Genomic DNA, 20,450 nt, shown 5'->3' with positions numbered 1-20,450 from the left:
CCCTCCTTTCACAGATAGATATCTTTAATAAAGCTGTATCCCATTATATACATATGTTCTGATGATGGATCCACATCGCGTAAAGCACCATGAGGACTACTAAACAAAACAGTACTACGCGGTGAAATACGATCAATTTCATGCATTACACTAAATCGACTCGTTATAAATAAAACATTAACCTTATCATTTAATTTTAGATTTTTTTCTCTACTTTGTCCATTATATACGACTATTTGGTTCATACCATTTTTATATATTACCCTTGCCGAACCGTTACTGTGAAAGTACTTAACTTTTACCATTCTAGGATTCATGCCATATGCCCTAATAGTTTGATTAATTAGACTTTCATTAGGCATTGTTTTAATATAATCTGGTGCATCGATTAACAAATATGCCTGTTCATGGTTTGGTGCTATACACAGCAGCACATTACACTGTTTCATAGGAATATAATGGATTAACGTATTCTTGTGATGATGAGTCACATAGTATGAAACACCATAGGCTGCAACCATGCATAATAAGGACATTACTACATATACAGTATACTTCTTCTTATGTGTCAAAAAGTACGTAAACAGACCTAGTAAAGTATAATATACATAAACACAATAAAGATGCATCATACCAAGCCAAAGTAAACTACCACTACTCCCTAAGACATGATTTAAATATAACGATATGCGTAATAGTACATCTATCAAAGACCATGGAAAAGATATAGACATTACATAGCTAATAACAGTGCTTATAAAGATTAAAATGATGGATATATCTAATATAGGTGCTACTATGCAAGCTGCTAATAAACTAGCAATACTAATATAGTGAAAGTAATACAGCTGTAGCGGCAAGATGAGCAACTGTGCTGACACACATAAAACAAGGGGTGTTTTAATCCATTTTGGTAGCCATTGTATCCGTTCATATAGTACCTTCCCCCATATAAGTAAACCATAGGTTGCACCAAAGGATAGTTGAAAGCTTACATCAAACAAAGAAAAAGGATCATATACAAGACATAGTATAGCGCATATACATAAAGCCTGTTTAGCTTGATATAATCGTCCTTTTACATAAGCCATGCACATGAGTATACTCATCATCGTTGCACGTATAACAGGTGCATCTCCACCAACGATACAGCAATATATACAAGCTACTAATATACCTAAAATTAAGCATGTGCGCTTCCCTAATTTAACGAGTCTTCCTAAACCGTAAATTAAGGCTAATAGCAGTGCAATATGTGAGCCAGAGATAGATAAAATATGGATGAGACCCGTATAAGCAAAATCTTTCATTCGCTTTTCCCCTAGCTCACTATAATGACCACCCAAGCATAAGGCTTGTGCTAATACCTTTTGTGGACCATCTAGATTACTAGCAATATTTTTTTCAATAGATTCTCGTATTTGACCACATAAATATAAACTTTTTCCATATAGTTTTTCAGAAAATGTTTCTTTAAAGTGGAATGCTTGTAAATCTTTATTAGTAGCAGATCGATATACACCATCATAGATTCGACCTCTTGTATTAGAGCTCATATATCTGCCTCTAAGATTAATGCGTCCTTCCTCTTCAATGAGAAATAAGCTTTTTGGTGTACCTTCAATTATTGCTTGTTCCCCTAGCCGTATTGTATACTTTGTAGCAGATACCTTTGAGTAAATCTGTAATCGACCCTGTGCCTTAATATAGTCATTTTTAGCAGAATCTTTATAGGGATGTAATCCATGTAACTCTACATTATATTTGTAATATTCCTGTCCATCTAGATTTACTATTTCAGGAGATGATACAACAGTACCTAGATATTCTCCTTCTTGCTGTAAATAGTATGATGTATAGCTACTATAATTAATAATTTGTAAGTCTGTATGATAATAGGATAATCCCATTGCAGCAAAAACTAATATTAATAAATTGGCATATAAACGCCACCTACAATAAGATTGCATTATTTTAATAACAGTTACACCAATAATAGCTAAGGCAATCGCAAAAATATAATGCATTTGACTAAGTACGGGATAATATTTACCATATCCTAATATAGTGCCAATTATTATAGATCCCAATATAGTATGTGCCCATTGGCTATAAGTTATAAATGGCTTTGTATTAACTAAAACTTGAGTATTGAAGATTGATTCCTCAAACGCTCGTTCTGTATTCCTAAATTTAGATTGTAATTTTATCTTTAATCTTCTTAAATACGCCATCACCGATGCCCTTCACCCCCTTGATACCTTCAACGGATGTAAAGGGTCCTTTTTGTGAACGATACTCTTCAATTCTTTTTGCCATAGCGGGTCCTATGCCTGGTAATGCATCAAGATCTTTTGCAGAAGCTGTATTGATATTAATTTTGTTACCGCGCAATAAAACCTCTGGATTACCGTGGAAGTTAAATACTATGTGGATATGATCTCCCGCATTAACCGACTTTGCCATATTGACTGATTCTACATCAGCATAAGGTAATAGCCCACCTGCTAACTGAACTACATCACCTACAGTAGCACTACTTTCAAACTCATATAAACCAGGTGAAACTACGGCGCCCGTAATATAAGCTATAGGTTTGTTGGATGTTTGTTCAACAGTTGATATAGAAGAATTTCCATCTATTGCTCCTTCAACTAAGACAGAATCGCTTTCATCTGTTATAATAGGCCATAGGAAATAAATTCCTACTAAAATACATAGGATTAATATAATTGTCATATATGGCTTCAATTTTACTTTCATAGTGCACCTCCTACTGAAAGAATTCCCTATGAAAAAGTAAACTCCTACCGTTGACTCTATTGGTCACACCAGCAGGAGTTTCATAATTGATGTCGAATATAAGGAGATACAATGAATCAAGAAATATTAAAAAAATATGCACATACCTTGTTAAAATATGGCGTAAATTTACAAGAAGATCAAACTCTTGTTATTTCTGTAGATGTGGAAAACAAAGACTTTGCAGTTATCGTCACAGAAGAAGCATATGAATTAGGTGCCAAAGAGGTTGTCCTCAACTGGAGATGTTCTCCAATCGCTCGTCAACGTTTATTACATGCTAAGGAATCTGTATTAGAAAGACCGGCTAACTGGATACCTGAATTCTACAAGCAATACATCGATGATAAGGCCGCTTTCTTATCTTTGATTAGTGCGAACCCAAAAGCGTTAGAAGGTATTCCAACAAATCGTATTTCACTACAATCTCGTAACTTAAATAAAGCTTTATCCTTCTACCATACAGCGATTATGAACTCCTCTGTTACATGGTGCGTTGCTTCTGTACCAACGGTTCTATGGGCAGATTTACTTGGCTATGAAGGTACAGATGAAGAGAAAATTGAACAACTATGGGCTACCCTATTAAAACTTTGCCGCATTGAAGGTGTAGAACCGAAAGACACATATCGTCATCACATGGCAAAATTGCGTCACCGCTGTGAAGCATTGAATAAATTAGACTTAAAGGCATTGCGTTATACTTGTAAAAATGGTACTGACCTCTTATTAGAATTACCAGAAGGTCATATATGGCTAGGTGGTGAAGAATCTTCAAAGGATGGCACTATTTTTAATGCCAATATTCCTACAGAGGAAGTTTTCTCCGCACCCCAATATAATGGTGTTAATGGTATTGTATACAGCACAAAACCTTTAATTTACCATGGCAATACTATTTCTGATTTCTCCTTTACTTTCAAAGAAGGTAAAATCGTTGATTATACTGCAAAAGAAGGTTATGAAGTATTAAAAGAGTTAATAGAAACCGATGAAGGCTCCCACTACCTCGGCGAAGTTGCTTTGGTGGACCACTTCAGCCCAATTAGCCAATCTAACCAAATTTTCTACGAAACATTGTTTGATGAAAATGCATCCTGCCATTTAGCGATTGGTGCATCTTATCCTACATGCCTCAAAAATAGTGATGGTTTATCTGAAGAAGAATTAAAAGAACGTGGCCTTAACTACTCCTTAACACATGTAGACTTTATGATTGGTCATGAACATATGAATATTAAAGGCTACACTCGTGATGGCCAAAAAGTAGACATTATGATTGATGGCCGTTTACAAGTATAAACATGACTACAGTGTAATCCTACATTGGATGATAGTAAAAACTGTACGTTCAATCTAACGGATCTGGTTGATATCAATTTATAATAGAAAACTACATATAAAAGAGCCCCTATATACGCTTGTATATAGGGGTTCTTATAAGTGGTAAAAAATTATTATATCACAATGTAATATTCAATGTGCGGCCTGTAGATTTGTATTCAATAATGTCTACACCTGCGGTTTTCAACATCCGTTTGGATGCTTTTACTTCTTTTGTATCCTTATAGAGATCATCGCGATAGATAACGGCTTTAATACCACTTTGAATGATGGCTTTCGCACATTCATTACATGGGAAAAGCGTTACATATATTTTAGAGCCCTCTAGAGAACCGCCACGATAATTTAAGATTGCATTGAGTTCGCTATGTACAGTATAGAAATATTTGTTATCATCAGCTGTATCACGTTCCCATGTGAAATCATCATCACTGCAATTCAAAGGCATACCATTATAACCAATGGACAAGATTTTATTATCATTACTAACAATACATGCACCAACTTGTGTATTTGGATCCTTAGAACGTTGTGCTGCCAAAATGGCAACACCCATGAAGTATTCATCCCAGGAAATATAATCGCTACGTTTTGCCATAATTACCTCACTTAAAATAAGCCCCCTTCTACCTATGTAGTTGGGGGCTTACAATATTAAACAAATAGAATATCCTTATTTAACAACGATATTTACAAGTTTACCAGGTACGTAAATAACTTTTACGATATACTTACGTTCTATAAATTCTTGAACACGGCTAGATTCTTTGGCCAATGTTTCTAATTCTTCTTTTGTAATATTTACGGAAACAGTAAGTTTATCACGAACTTTACCATTTACTTGCAAGACTACTTCTACTTCGTCTACAACGAGAGCGGATTCTTCATATACAGGCCATTTTTCTGTGTGAATGGATGTAGTTTCACCCAATTCATGCCACAATTCTTCTGTAATATGAGGCACAAATGGCGCTAAAAGAAGCAATAAGGAATGTGTCAATTCATTAGCTAATGCACTATTGATTGTTTCTACTTTATCCTTATGAGCATACATAGCATTTACAAGTTCCATGATGGCAGAAATCGCTGTATTAAAGTTGAAATTATTATCTAAGTCTTCCGTAACCTTTTTGATAACACGGTGTAATTCACGACGCAATCCGAATTCGTCTTTTGTAAGATCACCAGTTACATTTTTCTTAGACTCTTCGTTGTACGCATCAACAATACGCCATACACGGCCTAAGAAACGATAGGAACCTTCAACACCTTGGTCAGACCAATCAAGGTCACGATCTACAGGAGCTGCAAATAGAATGAACAAGCGAGCAGTATCAGCACCATAGGTATTGATAATTTCTTCAGGAGAAACTACATTACCTTTGGATTTAGACATTTTACTGCCTTCTTTAAGAACCATACCCTGTGTCAACAAGCCACGGAATGGTTCATTTGCATCGATAAGGCCTAAATCGTGAATAACTTTCACAAAGAATCGAGAGTACAATAAATGCAAGATAGCATGTTCAATACCGCCGATGTATTGGTCAACATTCATCCAGTAATTAGCAATTTTTTTATCGAATGAAGCTTGGTCATTTTTAGCATCTGTATAGCGCAAGAAGTACCAAGAGGAATCGATAAATGTGTCCATCGTGTCTGTTTCACGACGTGCAGGGCCACCACACTTAGGACATGTAGTATTTAGGAAGCTTTCAGATGTAGCTAATGGAGATACGGCACCAGATTCAAATTTAACATTCTCTGGCAAGCGTACTGGCAACTCTTCTTCAGGAACGAGTTGTTCACCACATTTTTCACAATATACTACAGGAATTGGCACGCCCCAGTAACGTTGACGAGAAATCAACCAGTCACGAAGGCGGAAGTTTACTTTACCTTCACCAATACCGCGTTCATTAAGAGCAGCTGTAATATTTTTACGAGCCTCTGCAGATGTTTGGCCGTTATAATCGCCAGAGTTAACTAGAATGCCATCTTCATGGTACCATTCTTGCCATTTTTCAAGGCTATATTCTTCGCCTTCACAAGCTACAACCTGTTTAATTGGCAAATCGTATTTATGAGCAAATTCCCAGTCACGTTCATCATGTGCAGGAGAACCCATTACAGCGCCTGTACCGTAGTCTACTAATACATAGTTAGCAATCCAAACCGGTACTTGTTCGCCAGACATAGGGTTTACTGCATAAGAGCCGGTGAACATACCTTCTTTAGGTGCCTCTGTAGATGTACGGTCGATATCGCTCATATTCCGCATACGTGTAATAAAAGCTTCTAATTCAGCTTTATTAGGAGCGTTTTCAATAATGCGTTCTACATATGGATGTTCAGGAGCCAGTACTACATAGCTTACGCCATAAATTGTATCTACACGGGTCGTATACACAGATACACGTTCATTAATAGACGGTACTTCAAAGGAAAACTCCGTACCTTCTGAGCGGCCAATCCAATTCTTTTGCATCAATTTAACGCGTTGTGGCCAGTGATCAAGAGTATCCAAATCAGTTAACAAGCGATCTGCATATTCAGTGATGCGCAAGAACCATTGAGACAAGTCTTTTTTCTCAACTGGGTTATCACAGCGCCAGCAAGCACCATCGATGACTTGTTCGTTTGCCAAAACAGTATGACAAGTTTCACACCAGTTTACTTTAGCTTCTTTTTTGTACGCTAAGCCTTTTTTATAAAATTGTTGGAAGAACCATTGAGTCCATTTATAGTAATCTTCTTTGCAAGTCGCTACTTCACGGTCCCAATCGTAGGACAAACCAAGAGCTTTTTGTTGTAATTTCATGTTCTCGATATTATCAAGAGTCCATGTTTTAGGTGCAATACCATGTTTGATAGCCGCATTTTCAGCAGGCATACCAAAGGAGTCCCAGCCCATTGGATGCAACACGTTGAAGCCCTTCATTTTTTTGAAACGAGCTACTACGTCACCGATGGAATAGTTACGCACGTGACCCATGTGTAAGTTACCAGATGGGTACGGGAACATTTCTAATACATAGTATTTTTCTTTAGATTCATCATATTCTGTTTTAAATGTATGGTTATCTTCCCAATACTGTTGCCACTTTTTTTCAATATCTTGGGCTACATACTTTTCGTTCATGTAGGGGCCTCCTCATATGGTCAACCTCATAGGTTGCCATTTTATAATTAATATTTTTATTTTACTACGTACTGTAAAAGCAGTCAAACACTAGCGTTTTACGACTTGAATAGTTTTTATTAAATCATTTTTAGGGCTTGTATTTTGATCAGAACTATGACTAGTATATAAATCATTTTGCTCTTTAACAGTTTGTTTATTGTGTTCTTTTCTAGCTTTAGCCTCTTCTTCTAAGCGTTTTTTCTCAGCTTTTACTTTTTCAACTTCTTCTTTTGCTTTGCGTTTAGCAGCTTCTTTCTCTTCTTTAGCTTTCCGTTTTGCTTCCGCTTTAGCTGCTTTTTCTTTTTCTTTTTCTTCTAAGCGTAATTTGTATTGTTCAAGCTTTGTTAATGGTTTAGCTTCTTGAACTACAGGTTCAGGAACAACTGCTGTAGGAGATTTAGGAATACCACGTCCTAAGTCTTTTTCTTGAATCATAGTAATCGTAGAAATATCTTCAAACCCTTTACGCCATGCTGCAAACCCACCAAGGTGTAATTCTTTTACCAGATCAAGTTTTAAGCCTAACGATGTATTATCTTCAAACCAAATACGATCTGAACCAGAAGCTGTTGGAATAGATAAATAGTATAACTTTAATCGATCGTCCCAAGTCATTTTATCTCTGTAATTAGCAAAGTAATTACTTGTATTCTTCATAGCCAATGTCTCGCTTTTTGCATAACCATTCGTTTCATGCCATAAGCGCATATAGAATGGTACGCCTAATATTAACTTTTGAGAAGGAACTTCAGATAGCATTCTTTCTGTATGGCTACGGACCCAAGGATAACTTGCAACAGGACCTGCAGTAGTACTCTTAGCCCAAGTTTCGTCATACGCCATAAGAACTACATAATCTACTGTATCTGCCAAAGCTTTACGGTTATACACTAATGACCATTCTGGACTATCAGAATAGCCAGTCACATCGATAGAAGTTTTAATATTATACTGATGTAAATGATTAGACAAATATGCTACAAATGTTGTTAAACGATCACGATCAGCATAATTAATGTTTTCAAAGTCAAAGTTATAACCATCAAACCCATATATATAGGCATATTGAACAAGGTTATGAGCAAATTTCTTCCATACCGATTGATCCGACAAAATACCACTTGTAAAATTAGAGTCAAACCGATTAGTAATTAACGGCCAAATATGATAGCCTTTATCCTTATACGCTTTCACATAATCAATATTTACATTTGAACTTGCTTCTAAACCTAAGCTATGCAATTTAAACCAACTTGGAGAAATAATATTATCACCACTCGTATTGAGTTTTGCCTGATACGGAATTCCCTCTGTTGTCCATGGATCAAAAGCCCAAGCCAATGGTGTTTGCAATGTATAAGGTGCTTTCACCGTAGATGCTTCTGGTGCAGGTCCTAAAATAAGTTGACCATTATTTTTTGTATAACTAACACCCAGCATAGCTGGCTCAGACTCAATATCTACATAGGATATACCATCTTTTTTGGTAATGGGCAATTTAACAGGTTCACCTACGGCTGCAGGATTTAAAATAACCGTATCACCTTGTAATTCACTTTGTGGAATATATACTGTATATGCTGTTTTATATTGATTTGCTTCGTAATGACGTGTAGTAGTGGCTAAAAATTGATCTAATGGTACCAATACCTCTGCTTGTACGATTGTACTAGATAATGCAGACATTACTAAAGCTGTTAATGATTTTATAATAGTAGATTTACGAATCATGTACTCTCCTAATTCTAGGTCCCATACTGGGATACAATACCAATCTCTATATTATACCATATTATATATAGTTCATCTCTTTTCTTGCATGAAGGATATATGTAATTTATAATTTAATTTATGTACTAATAAAAAATTATCACATAAGGAGTTTTGTATGCATCAATATTTATTTTTCATAGGGGACTTCCCTATTAGAGCCTATGGTACCATGTTAGCTTTGGCTATCATTTGTGGTGCCTCTGTTGCCTATGTACTTTTGAAAAAGGATGGCCGCGGTTGGCATGAACACATCATCGACTTTTCCATTACTGTAGCCGTAGCTGGTCTCATCGGTGCTCGTCTATGGGACGTATTCTTCTTTGATTGGGATTATTACGGTAATCATTTATTAGAAATTCCCTTTGTTTGGCAAGGAGGTATGGCCATTCAAGGTGGCGTGGTACTAGGCACAATTGCTGGCTATTGGTATCTTCGTAAAAACAAAATTGACTTTTGGGCTTTTGCCGATTTATTTGCCCCTGCATTGATTTTAGCTCAATCGGTAGGCCGTATGGCAAACCTTTTAAACGGTGATGCTTTCGGTCATCCTACGGGTGGTAATTATGGTATTATCTATCCTGAAAGTACCCTTGCCTATCGCACCTACGGTAATCAGCCGCTTTGGCCTGCCGAAGTATGGGAAGGTCAAATTGATATTCTCATCTTTGTAGCCCTTCTATTATTTGGATCTTTCAAACATGCTAAGGGCCAAGTGTTCGTACTATATGCCATTCTCTATTCTACGGCTCGCTTCTTCTTAGAGTTCTTACGTGGCGATTACGTAAACTTAACGCTAGGTTTAAAATCTGCTCAAATGACGAGTTTAATAGCCATCATTGTAGGTATCTGTGTATTCATTTATCTAGGCTATCTTGAAAAGAAAAATCAAGCTGTTATAGTAGCTACAGAATCAACAACAAAAACTAAAAAACGTAAATAATAAATACAAAAATACTTAACAAAAAAGTCCTACACTCATGGGTTTTACCTATGAATGTAGGACTTTTACTATTTTTTGAAATAAAACTATTTCTTAAAAGGCTATTTCTTATAAATTTTCTTTAGCTTTTAGAGCATCCAGTTCTTCTAAAGCACGATTTGCAATCAGTGCATTTTTTTCTTTTTTCTTGCGTACTTTTTGAGGCCATGGATCCATGATGCCAAAGTTGACATTCATCGGTTGGAAGTTAGAGCCTTCGTAGTTAGAAATATAGTGACTAAGGGAACCGATAGCCGTCGTCTTAGGAAACTCAATAAATGGTTGTTCCTCTAAGTAACGGTCTACTTGTAGGCCTACCATTAGACCACTAGCAGCAGATTCTAAATAACCTTCAACTCCAGTCATTTGACCAGCAAAGAATAAACGCGGTTCCTTTTTAAGCTGGAATGCATGATTCAATAACTCAGGAGAATTGATATACGTATTGCGATGCATAACACCATAACGAATAAAATCGGCATTTTCAAGGCCTGGAATCATACCGAATACACGCTTTTGCTCGCCCCATTTTAAATGAGTTTGAAAGCCTACCAAATTAAACATGGTACCTTCTTTATTCTCCTTACGCAATTGCACAACTGCATAAGATTCCTCATCGGTGCGTTTATCCACTAAGCCCACAGGCTTTAAGGGCCCATAACGCAATGTATCTTCCCCACGGCTCGCCATAATTTCTACGGGCATACAGCCTTCAAAGTAGATTTCCTTTTCAAAATCTTTTGGTTGTACGGCTTCAGCCGTTGTAAGCTCATGCCAGAACGCTTTATATTCTTCTTCGGTCATAGGACAGTTAAGATAATCCGCATCGCCCTTATCATAACGTGAGGCAGCAAAAACTTTATCATAGTTTAAGGATTCAGCCGTTACAATAGGTGCAGCAGCATCGTAGAAGTAAAAGCCTGTTTCACCAGTTAAGGCCTTAATCTTATCTCCTAATGCTTCAGATGTAAGCGGACCAGATGCAAAAATAACAGTTGCTTCTGTAGGAAGTTCAGTGACCTCTTCTAGATGAACTGTAATATTAGGATGACCTTTTACTTTTTTCGTCACCATTTCACTAAATAAATGACGATCAACGGCTAAAGCACCACCTGCAGGAACAGCAGTTGCATCAGCACATTCCATAATGATGGAACCGAGACGACGCATTTCTTCTTTCAAAAGACCTACCGCATTTTCAATATTACCAGCGCGCAACGAGTTACTACATACGAGCTCTGCAAATTGATCTGTTTGGTGCGCAGGAGAACTCTTAACAGGACGCATTTCATATAAGTCTACATGAATGCCTCGGTTAGCAAGCTGCCAAGCTGCTTCGGATCCTGCAAGGCCTGCACCAATAACGATAACATTTTTATGATTCAATTGTAGTTTCCTCTTTTTTAGCTTTGCTAGACTTTTTAGATTCTTTTACAGTTTCTTCACTAGCTTCGCTTTTTTTCTTTCTTGTTTTCTTTGGTGGCCTAGTAGGACAAGTTTCATTGGAACAGAACTTTTTAACTGTACCATTTTTATATGTCTTTTCAACCATTATAGAACCACATGTTTCACAGAAATCATGAGTTGGCTTATCCCATAATGTAAAGTCGCATTGTGGGTATCGATTACAGCCATAGAAAATACGCCCACGACGAGACTTGCGTTCTACGATTTCCCCTTCTTTACATTTAGGACATGTTACACCAGTTCCTACTGTAATAGGTTTAGTATTTTTACATTCCGGGAAGTTAGAACATGCTAAGAACTTACCGTAGCGACCAAATTTATATACCATTGGGCTATTGCAAAGTTCACAGATTTCATCACTTTCCATAGATGCAATTTCAATGCGGTCTACGTCACTTGCATCTTCTAGCTCTTGCGCAAAGACCTCGTAGAAATCAGATAATACTTTTACATACGTATCCTTGCCAGACGCAATAGCATCTAGTTCTTGTTCTAGATCACGGGTAAAGCCAGTATTGATGATTTTTTCAAAGTATGCAATCAAGAAATCTACCACCACAAAGCCTAGCTCTGTAGGCACGAATTGTTTATTCGTATTTTCCACATAGTTACGGCTTACGATAGTATCTAGAATTGGTGCGTATGTACTAGGGCGACCAATGCCGAGTTCTTCTAATGTCTTGATAAGACTCGCCTCGGAGTAACGTGGAGGTGGTTGTGTGAAATGTTGTTCAGGCAATACCTCTACCGTATGGGCAGCATCATTCTTTTTTAAAACAGGTAATTGAGGTACATCCTCTTTTTTTGCATCTTCATAAACGGTACTGAAACCTGGGAAGATAACACGAGAGCCAGTCGCTTTAAATGTATAGTCATCTTTTACATTCAACTCTATCGTTGTGGATTCATTTAGTTGCGGCGCCATTTGGCTAGCCATAAAACGATTCCAAATCAACGTATATAGCTTAAGTTCATCACGACTCAAGAATGGTTCCACCATTTTAGGTGTTAACTCGAGAGATGTAGGACGAATAGCCTCATGCGCATCTTGTGCAGAACCCTTAGAGCCGTACACATTTGGTTTAGACGGATAATAGTCTTCCCCATAATTGCGAAGAATAAAGTCCTTAGCCATAGCTTGCATCTCTTTAGAGATACGCGTAGAGTCTGTACGCATATATGTAATCAAACCTACGTGGCCATAGGAGCCAATTTCTAAACCTTCATATAAATGTTGGGCGATCATCATCGTACGCTTAGCACCAAAGTTCAATTTACGCACGCCGTCTTGTTGCAACGTAGATGTTGTAAACGGAGGTGCCGCTTTACGAGAACGTTTGCGCTTTTCAATATTTGTCACTACTGCATCTTCACCGCCAATAGCATCAACCACGGCTTGTGCATCACTTTCAGTAGTAATATCGATTTTCTCGCCTTTAATATGTGTCAACTCCGCTGTGAAAGATTCTTTTTTAGGTGTTTCAAAATTACCTTTAATGGTCCAATATTCTTGTGGTTCGAAGGCTTGGATTTCGCGCTCTCGTTCACAGATAAGTCGAACTGCTACAGATTGTACACGACCAGCGCTGAGTCCTTTACATACTTTTTTCCAAAGTAATGGACTCAATTTATAACCTACGATACGATCTAATACACGGCGCGCTTGTTGAGCATCTACCATATTCATATCGATGGTACGTGGAGCCTCCAAAGCCTCTGCTACGGCATTTTTAGTGATTTCATTAAACGTAATACGACAGGTAGACTTAGGATCTACATTGAGAATGTACGCTAAGTGCCAAGAAATGGCTTCCCCTTCGCGGTCAGGGTCAGTTGCAAGCAATACGGCGCTGCTTTCATCAGCATAGGAAACGAGTTCATCTATAACCTTTTTACGAGTTACAAGATTGCTGTAGCGCGGTGTAAAGCCATGCTCTATATCGATGCCCATTTGAGATTTAGGCAAGTCTCGTAGATGGCCCATACTTGCTTTTACCACATAGTTAGGACCTAAGAATTTTTCAATTGTTTTAGATTTAGCAGGAGATTCTACAATAACCAAGACTTTGCCGTCCGGATTATATACGCGAGGTTCCCGTTGCTCCGGTGGCACGGAAGTTTGTAGTACAGATTTATCCCGTACAATCCCCATTGGAGTAAGGGCTTCTTTAGTAACCTTACGCTTTATAGTAGTACTCTCTTTCTTAGTATTTTTCTTTTCTGTATCTTTACTAGTACTAGCTGCTTTCGGCTCGCCAATAACGATAGATCGTTTAATGGACAAGTATATCACTCCTAGTCATATTAATATAGCCTCTCGGCGGATGATTCTCTATAGCCCCTTCCATTTCTAATGTTAGTAATAAGGGCTGTAGTTGTTGTAATGGAATACGAGTCGCTTTCAAAATATCACTAACCGTAATACATCGATCATGAGGTATTTCATTCAATATTACACTCCTATCCACATTAAAGCTTAACATAGAGCACCCTTTTCTATCAACACTTTGACTATGATTTCCTATTTGAACGCTAGCTTTTACGCCTTTATTACCTTTATTATTTGTTGGTAAAAGTTTATGTTCACTAGAAAAATATTCCCGCATTGTTAAATGGTATTGTTCAACTATATCCTCATAACCAGTAAGTACATATGCACCATTTTTCATTAAGAATTTATTTCCGTCTGCCGTATGGTCTAATAGATTACATGGTACCACAAATACATCTCGACCTTCACTAACCGCCATATCTGCCGTAATCAAAGAACCACTACTAGACTTGGCCTCCACTACGATAACACCTCTGCATAATCCACTAATGATACGATTCCGTGCTGGGAAATGTTTTGCGGACGGCGGTGTACCTGGCGGGTATTCGGATAGAAGTAACCCATTATTTTGTAACATACGATCAAATAATTTTGCATTTTCTCGAGGATAGGTAATATCTAAACCACAACCCATAACAATGATTCCATACCCCTGACTAGCCAGAAGGCCTTCATGACCATGTGAGTCTATACCACGGGCCCCACCGCTAACAATAATGGTACTGTATTTACCTAATTCTTTGCCGAGCATTCTCGCCACATTCCGGCCATATAAGGAGCAACTCCTTGCTCCAACAATAGCAATGCGATTTAATCGTCCATCTAAGAGTGCCTGATTACCTCTCATAAATAAAATGGCTGGCGGATTGTATATATGATTTAAGATAGACGGAAAGTCTTTGTCTAAAAAGGTAGTAAAATCCATCTGGTATTCGTCTACTTTATGGATAATATAATCTAATTTTTCATCTTTAGCCGATGCTGAAATGGCACGTTTATCAGATGCAGAAATATGTGTATAAGATTTTAAGTTTTCTACATTCTTAATAGCTTGCCACGCATCATAAGGGGATCCAAAATCCTCTATAAATCGCCTTACATATGTGGCTCCAACATTGTATAAGCTTTGTAATCCTGCAATATAAATATTGTCATCGTATCTAATCATATAAACACCTAGTAATTCTTTCTAAGTATATAATCATTAATTTTATATAGAATCAAACAACTACTTTTGGCAAATAAACAACTACTAAATTTATGAGATACTTACTTTATTTGCCAGTTCTAAATAACATTGCTTCAGAAATATGATGTGGTTCTACTTTTGGATTTTCTTCTAAATCAGCAATTGTACGAGCCACCTTTAATATGCGATCAAAAGCTCGCCCACTTAAATGAAAATGGTCAAATATATTGACTAAAACACTCCAAGCCTTATCTGTAATATTGCATAGTTCACTAATTGCCTTATGAGGAACTGCTCCATTCGAATTAAAGTCAAAACCTTCATATCGTTTCTGTTGCATAGCAGTGGCCATGATAACTTGTTGTCTCATACTTTCACTCGTCATATTTGAAGATGATGTATCTAACAGCTGTTCAAGGGTCGGTCTCTCAACGGGAATATGCAAATCAATACGATCCATAATCGGCCCTGATAACCGTTGCTGATAGTTTTTAACCATCGTTTCTGTACAGACACATTCCTTATGAGGATCATGGTAATACCCACAAGGACAAGGATTGGCCGCAAGAATACAAATAAAATTAGCTGGATATATATAATTTCCTTGAGACCGATTTATAGTAATCGTTCTAGACTCTAAAGGCTGTCGTAATGCATCGATTACTTGGTGTTGAAACTCAGGCGCTTCATCCATAAATAATACACCTCCGTGAGCTAATGTTACCTCTCCAGGACGTCCCTGAATTCCTCCACCGACTATACTAGCCAAAGTAGCCGTATGATGAGGATGTCTAAAAGGTCTAGATGTAACTAGCCCATTATCGCCCAGCAAACCTATTACATCTTGTATACGACTCACTTCAACAATTTCATTCCAAGTCATAGGAGGCAATATGGTCGGCAATCGTTCTGCCATCATCGTTTTACCCCCACCTGGAGGCCCTATCATAATACAATGATGATGACCTGCAGCACTAATGAGCATGGCTCGTTTGCCTAACTCTTGACCTTGTACATCGCCAAAATCAACTGTATATAGTTGATTAGTCTTTATAGTTATACTTTCATCCGTAACAGACGTATCAACACAATTATTACTAATCATAGTTACTTGTGATTTACTGATTGTATATAGATTTTCATTGCTTCCGGTTAATGGCATAGACTCTAAAGACCCTGGAATTGATTTATTGGCATTGTGTTTATTTACTTTTTCTTTTTTGATACTTATTTGTTTATTTTTATCAACTACCTTTGGCTTAATTTGTTCCTCTAAAATAGTAATAATTTCTTGTAGTGATGATCCACCATATATGGTTAAATTAGGAATAGACTGTAGCACTTTACCATTTGCAATACTTGTATAAACTGTTGAATAGTTAGCATCTAATCCTGCTAGCGACATAGCTAAAGTCCCAAAGGTTGGTAATAGCGAACCATCTAACGCTAACTCTCCCATAAACAAACTCTTATCAAATAAAGTCGAAATCTTTGCTTTACGCCCCTTTATCTGTCCTGATGCAAGCAGAACCCCTAAAGCGATAGCTAAATCGAGTCCAGCGCTACTTTTACGAATTGTAGCCGGAGCTAAATTGACTACGATGCGTCTCATTGGAAATTCGTATCCACTATTTTTAATGGCCGCTCGTACCCGTTCACGAGCCTCTTTAACCGATTGATTAGGTAGTCCAACGATATCAAAAACCGGCAAACCTTGTGATATATCGACCTCTACAGTAATGATGCATCCATCAATGCCGTGCAAGGTGGCTCCATATAATTTTGCGTACATAAACTGACCTCACTAAAAGCACTGTGGTAAATAATGAATAGAACTTTGAAAGTCTTCGTGTAAATACACCTCTATTACATCAAAGGATATTTCCTTCCAACGGCGCTTTTTTTGATTTAGATCATATAGAAACAACATGGCAGCTCGTTTAATATGCTTTTGTTTTTTCTTGGTAACTGCCTCACGTGCTAGTCCATGTTGCATACCTCGGCGAGCTTTAATTTCAATAAAATGATAGACTAAATCACGTTTAGCAATGATGTCAATTTCTCCTAACCGCGTTCGATAATTTGTATCTACTACTGTAAGTCCTATTTTTTCAATATAGTTAGTGGCTACTCGTTCTCCCCATTTGCCCAGTTCTTTTGAATCGAGTTCATTAAATGCTTTACCAGTACTAATCGTTTTCATATATACCTCCTAATAAGGTGTATCTGCAACAATAACTCATAGAATTTTAATATCTACACTATATTAATCTTTCAACAGGTAATACTTACTTGTAGAGTAAGATACGTAAGATGTAAAAGTAAATACAAAAGAGGTTCCTAATAGTCACATAGGTGACTATTAGGAACCTCTTTACAGTTATGAACTATATGCAATTTATAATGTGATAATACGAATAAAACTAATACAACTATAGGACTTAACTTGATAGTCTAATTATAAAATAAATTTATTATCCATAATAAATACTTAGAAATTACTCAGGTTTAACCCAACGAACGATAGATTTAATAGGTTCAAAGCTCTTTCGATGTAGTGGTGTTACCCCTTGTTGCTCGATAGCTTCTTTATGTAATTCCGTATAGTAACCTTTATGAATACCAAAGCCATAGCCAGGGAACTCATCATCAAGACTCTTCATATATCGATCTCGCGTAACCTTTGCAATGATGGATGCAGCAGCAATATTAGCGCTTTTGCTATCACCTTTAATGATGGATTCAACGGGAATCCTCAAATCAGGCAATTTCATAGCATCGGCTACTACTGCTTCAGCTGGTACGCTGAGCGTACGAATAGCCTCATACATCGCTTGTCGCGTTGCTTCATAAATATTGAGTTCATCAATCTTTTCTGGGCCGTAGGAAATACAGCTAACAGCAACGGCTTCGTCCATGATGATATCATAGAGCGCTTCACGCTTTTCTTCGGTTAGTTTTTTAGAGTCATTAAGGCCTGGAATTAATGTCATAGGTGGCAAGATAACAGCAGCTACCGTGACAGGCCCCGCAATAGGACCACGCCCCACTTCATCAACACCAGCCACATGATAGATACCTTGATCATAGAACATGCCTTCATAGTCATACATACCCATAAGACGTTGCTGTTCTTTTAACTCTTTTTCTTGACGCTTAATATAAGAAGCAGCCAATTTCTGTACAGAACTACGAGTATCCTCTTGAGCAAAAGACAAAATCTCTAAGGCTTGTTCAGTTTCAAAGAGAGCTTTAATATCTGCTACTTTTAACTTAGAAAATACATCCTTATCCATTATGACTCTCCTCACCATCTGCAGGGTAGTACGGTTCTTCATCAACTTGATCGAGAGTAATTGTACCTAACTTAGTATTGCGGTAGTCTTGCAAGATAATACGGCGAGCCTTGTCAAAATCTACAATGCCACCACTTACAAGACAACCTCGACGACGCCCGATGCTTTCAAGAATCGTATCAACATCGGTCATCTCTTCTTCCTTTAATTTATAACGCTCTACCAAAATATTTGGCGTGTTCGTCAATAAGTAATTTAATAGCTGTTTTATAACATGCTCTAAATCATAAACATCATCGGAAATGGCACCTGTCATAGCGAGGCGAGCCGCTGCACGTTGGTCCTCTAATTTTGGCCATAATACACCTGGTGTATCAAGCAATTCAAGATTTTTACCGATTTTAACCCACTGTTGACCACGTGTATGACCTGCCTTATTAGCTGTACGCGTTGCAGCAGAACCAGCTAAAGAGTTAATCAATGTAGATTTACCAACATTAGGAATGCCTAAGATGATAGTCCTAACAGAACGACTGCGAATACCTTTCGCTACCCAACGATCAATGATAGGTTTACTTAGACGTTCTATGGTAGATAATAATTTTTTATTGCCTTTGCCAGATTTAGAATCGATAGCCAATACTGTAATGCCTTGTTTAGTAAAGAATTCAGTCCATTCCTTTGTGGATTTAGGATCAGCTAAGTCAACTTTATTTAACAGTACAATATGTGGTTTTTGACCAACGAGTTCAAGGATTACAGGATTCGCACTAGAGCGAGGAATACGCGCATCTAATAACTCGATAACAACATCTACCTTCTTGATGTACTCTGTAATCATACGAGTAGCTTTCGCCATATGCCCAGGGAACCAATGTACGATAGGTGAATCTGCCATTTTATATCCTTTCTACATACTTTATATACATCTCATAGAGATACTTAGTATATTTTATATTTATCTTTTTACAGCTCTATATTCCTCTATTATAACTCTTTAATTCATAGAATAATAAAATAGAACTATTCATATCTAATCTTAGCAAAAATAAAAGGCTGCCAACGGCAGCCTTTTATGAACATTAGCGTTTTTCGCGAATACGAGCAGCTTTACCAGTAAGGTTACGTAAGTAGTACAATTTAGCACGACGAACAACACCACGACGCATAACTTCGATTTTAGCTAAACGTGGGCTGTGAAGTGGGAATGTACGTTCTACACCTACACCGGATGCAATACGACGAACTGTAAAAGTTTCACGTACGCCACCGTTTTGACGTTTGATTACCAAACCTTCGAACACTTGGATACGTTCACGAGTACCTTCCACTACTTTTACGTGTACGCGAACTGTGTCACCAGCGCGGAAAGTAGGGATGTCTGTACGAAGTTGTTCTTGTTCAAGTACGTTAATAATGTTCATTGTTTCCTCCTGTTTGCAGACATTCAATACCTACACCTTATAGGCAGCGGACTGTCTCAAATTAACAGCAATATAGTATCATAAATCACGTACTGTTAGCAAGTATTTTCTATATTATTTTAATAATCCAAATATTTACGTATTATTTACGCATAATTGGTCGTTTTAACTTACCTAATAAGCGGTATAAATTCTCCTGTTCTTCATCCGATAAATCAGAGAACATTACATTAAGAAATTCGTTATATGTATGTAAAAGAGTTTTGCCTAACCGTTTCCCCTCATATGTTAAAGTAACTACAGATATACGTTTATCCATATAATCAATATGTTTTGTAACATATCCCAATTCAATGAGAATATCTGTCTGCTCCGACACAGTAGCGGGACGCATATTTAGAGCATCTACTAACTGCTTCTGTGATGCTCCTTGAGAACGCATATATAATTCAATAATAATTCTATCACGAGACTTTTCTTTGCCGCTTGGCACCTTACATAAGGCTTTATATAATTCATCATGATTCATAATCATCTATCTCCTCATACAACTTTGTATATTATAAAGTATTCTCCATAGTCTCTAAAAATCCTGCATAAAATTTGCATATTCTTCGTAAAAGCAAAAAAGAGGTACGCACGGTACCTCTTCTCCTGTAT

The 20,450-nt window shown here is 37.3% G+C and carries 16 protein-coding genes; 2 read left to right on the top strand and 14 right to left on the bottom strand.

All coding sequences use genetic code 11. The features are described from left to right. Positions 1-8: 8 nt before the first annotated feature. Both PK1910_RS02430 and PK1910_RS02425 read right to left on the bottom strand, forming a co-directional pair. The gene (locus PK1910_RS02430; protein ID WP_331299342.1) at positions 9-2,237 is read right to left on the bottom strand and encodes a ComEC/Rec2 family competence protein; all 2,229 of its coding nucleotides are present in this window, start codon (positions 2,235-2,237) and stop codon (positions 9-11) included. Beyond that, the gene (locus PK1910_RS02425; protein ID WP_021148170.1) at positions 2,194-2,763 is read right to left on the bottom strand and encodes a helix-hairpin-helix domain-containing protein; all 570 of its coding nucleotides are present in this window, start codon (positions 2,761-2,763) and stop codon (positions 2,194-2,196) included. Before PK1910_RS02425 ends, PK1910_RS02430 begins: the two co-directional genes overlap by 44 nt. Positions 2,764-2,874: 111 nt before the next feature. Between PK1910_RS02425 and PK1910_RS02420 the strand changes: the two genes are divergently transcribed. Next, positions 2,875-4,104: an aminopeptidase gene (locus tag PK1910_RS02420; RefSeq protein WP_287511187.1), complete on the top strand. Its 1,230-nt coding sequence runs from the start codon at positions 2,875-2,877 to the stop codon at positions 4,102-4,104. Positions 4,105-4,264: 160 nt separating this feature from the next. On the opposite strand, the gene PK1910_RS02415 is transcribed toward PK1910_RS02420, so the two are convergent. The 3 genes from PK1910_RS02415 to PK1910_RS02405 form a co-directional block, all read right to left on the bottom strand. Further along, positions 4,265-4,744 (bottom strand): deoxycytidylate deaminase, encoded by a 480-nt coding sequence (locus PK1910_RS02415; protein ID WP_004695896.1) that lies wholly within the window; start codon positions 4,742-4,744, stop codon positions 4,265-4,267. A gap of 75 nt (positions 4,745-4,819) precedes the next feature. Continuing rightward, positions 4,820-7,288 carry a leucine--tRNA ligase gene (gene leuS, locus PK1910_RS02410; protein WP_287511186.1) on the bottom strand — a complete coding sequence of 823 codons (2,469 nt, stop codon included), beginning with the start codon at positions 7,286-7,288 and terminating at the stop codon, positions 4,820-4,822. Between the two features lie 90 nt (positions 7,289-7,378). Further along, positions 7,379-9,061, bottom strand: coding sequence for a glycosyl hydrolase family 18 protein (locus PK1910_RS02405; RefSeq protein WP_060919823.1), 1,683 nt, complete (start codon positions 9,059-9,061; stop codon positions 7,379-7,381). Positions 9,062-9,218: 157 nt separating this feature from the next. On the opposite strand from PK1910_RS02405, the gene lgt reads away from it, so the two are divergent. Further along, positions 9,219-10,043: a prolipoprotein diacylglyceryl transferase gene (lgt, locus tag PK1910_RS02400; protein WP_008713970.1), complete on the top strand. Its 825-nt coding sequence runs from the start codon at positions 9,219-9,221 to the stop codon at positions 10,041-10,043. A gap of 108 nt (positions 10,044-10,151) precedes the next feature. Here lgt and trmFO read toward each other — a convergent pair whose 3' ends face one another. From trmFO to PK1910_RS02355, 9 genes are all read right to left on the bottom strand, one after another. Then, the gene (gene trmFO, locus PK1910_RS02395) at positions 10,152-11,468 is read right to left on the bottom strand and encodes a methylenetetrahydrofolate--tRNA-(uracil(54)-C(5))-methyltransferase (FADH(2)-oxidizing) TrmFO (RefSeq protein ID WP_008713971.1); all 1,317 of its coding nucleotides are present in this window, start codon (positions 11,466-11,468) and stop codon (positions 10,152-10,154) included. Beyond that, on the bottom strand, positions 11,458-13,833 hold the full coding sequence (topA, locus tag PK1910_RS02390; RefSeq protein ID WP_287511185.1) for a type I DNA topoisomerase: 2,376 nt from the start codon (positions 13,831-13,833) through the stop codon (positions 11,458-11,460). The genes trmFO and topA overlap by 11 nt, the downstream gene beginning before the upstream one ends. Beyond that, the gene (dprA, locus tag PK1910_RS02385) at positions 13,823-15,049 is read right to left on the bottom strand and encodes a DNA-processing protein DprA (protein ID WP_270278705.1); all 1,227 of its coding nucleotides are present in this window, start codon (positions 15,047-15,049) and stop codon (positions 13,823-13,825) included. Before dprA ends, topA begins: the two co-directional genes overlap by 11 nt. A 106-nt stretch (positions 15,050-15,155) precedes the next feature. Beyond that, positions 15,156-16,862: a YifB family Mg chelatase-like AAA ATPase gene (locus PK1910_RS02380; protein WP_287511183.1), complete on the bottom strand. Its 1,707-nt coding sequence runs from the start codon at positions 16,860-16,862 to the stop codon at positions 15,156-15,158. Between the two features lie 12 nt (positions 16,863-16,874). Then, on the bottom strand, positions 16,875-17,273 hold the full coding sequence (locus PK1910_RS02375) for a YraN family protein (protein ID WP_004695915.1): 399 nt from the start codon (positions 17,271-17,273) through the stop codon (positions 16,875-16,877). Between the two features lie 295 nt (positions 17,274-17,568). After that, positions 17,569-18,366, bottom strand: a complete 798-nt coding sequence (locus PK1910_RS02370) for a ribonuclease HII (protein ID WP_039964961.1) — start codon at positions 18,364-18,366, stop codon at positions 17,569-17,571. Continuing rightward, positions 18,359-19,264 carry a ribosome biogenesis GTPase YlqF gene (gene ylqF, locus PK1910_RS02365; RefSeq protein WP_287511182.1) on the bottom strand — a complete coding sequence of 302 codons (906 nt, stop codon included), beginning with the start codon at positions 19,262-19,264 and terminating at the stop codon, positions 18,359-18,361. The genes PK1910_RS02370 and ylqF overlap by 8 nt, the downstream gene beginning before the upstream one ends. A gap of 184 nt (positions 19,265-19,448) precedes the next feature. Further along, positions 19,449-19,790 (bottom strand): 50S ribosomal protein L19, encoded by a 342-nt coding sequence (gene rplS, locus PK1910_RS02360; RefSeq protein WP_004695921.1) that lies wholly within the window; start codon positions 19,788-19,790, stop codon positions 19,449-19,451. A 142-nt stretch (positions 19,791-19,932) separates the two neighbouring features. Beyond that, the gene (locus tag PK1910_RS02355; protein ID WP_101928418.1) at positions 19,933-20,319 is read right to left on the bottom strand and encodes a MarR family winged helix-turn-helix transcriptional regulator; all 387 of its coding nucleotides are present in this window, start codon (positions 20,317-20,319) and stop codon (positions 19,933-19,935) included. Positions 20,320-20,450 lie beyond the last annotated feature (131 nt).

It is taken from the genome of Veillonella parvula, from assembly GCF_036456085.1.
In the GTDB taxonomy this organism is placed as follows: Bacteria; Bacillota; Negativicutes; order Veillonellales; family Veillonellaceae; genus Veillonella; species Veillonella parvula_E.
The sequence above is the reverse complement of the archived record's forward strand: the minus strand, read 5'-3'. Positions and strand labels throughout refer to the sequence as shown.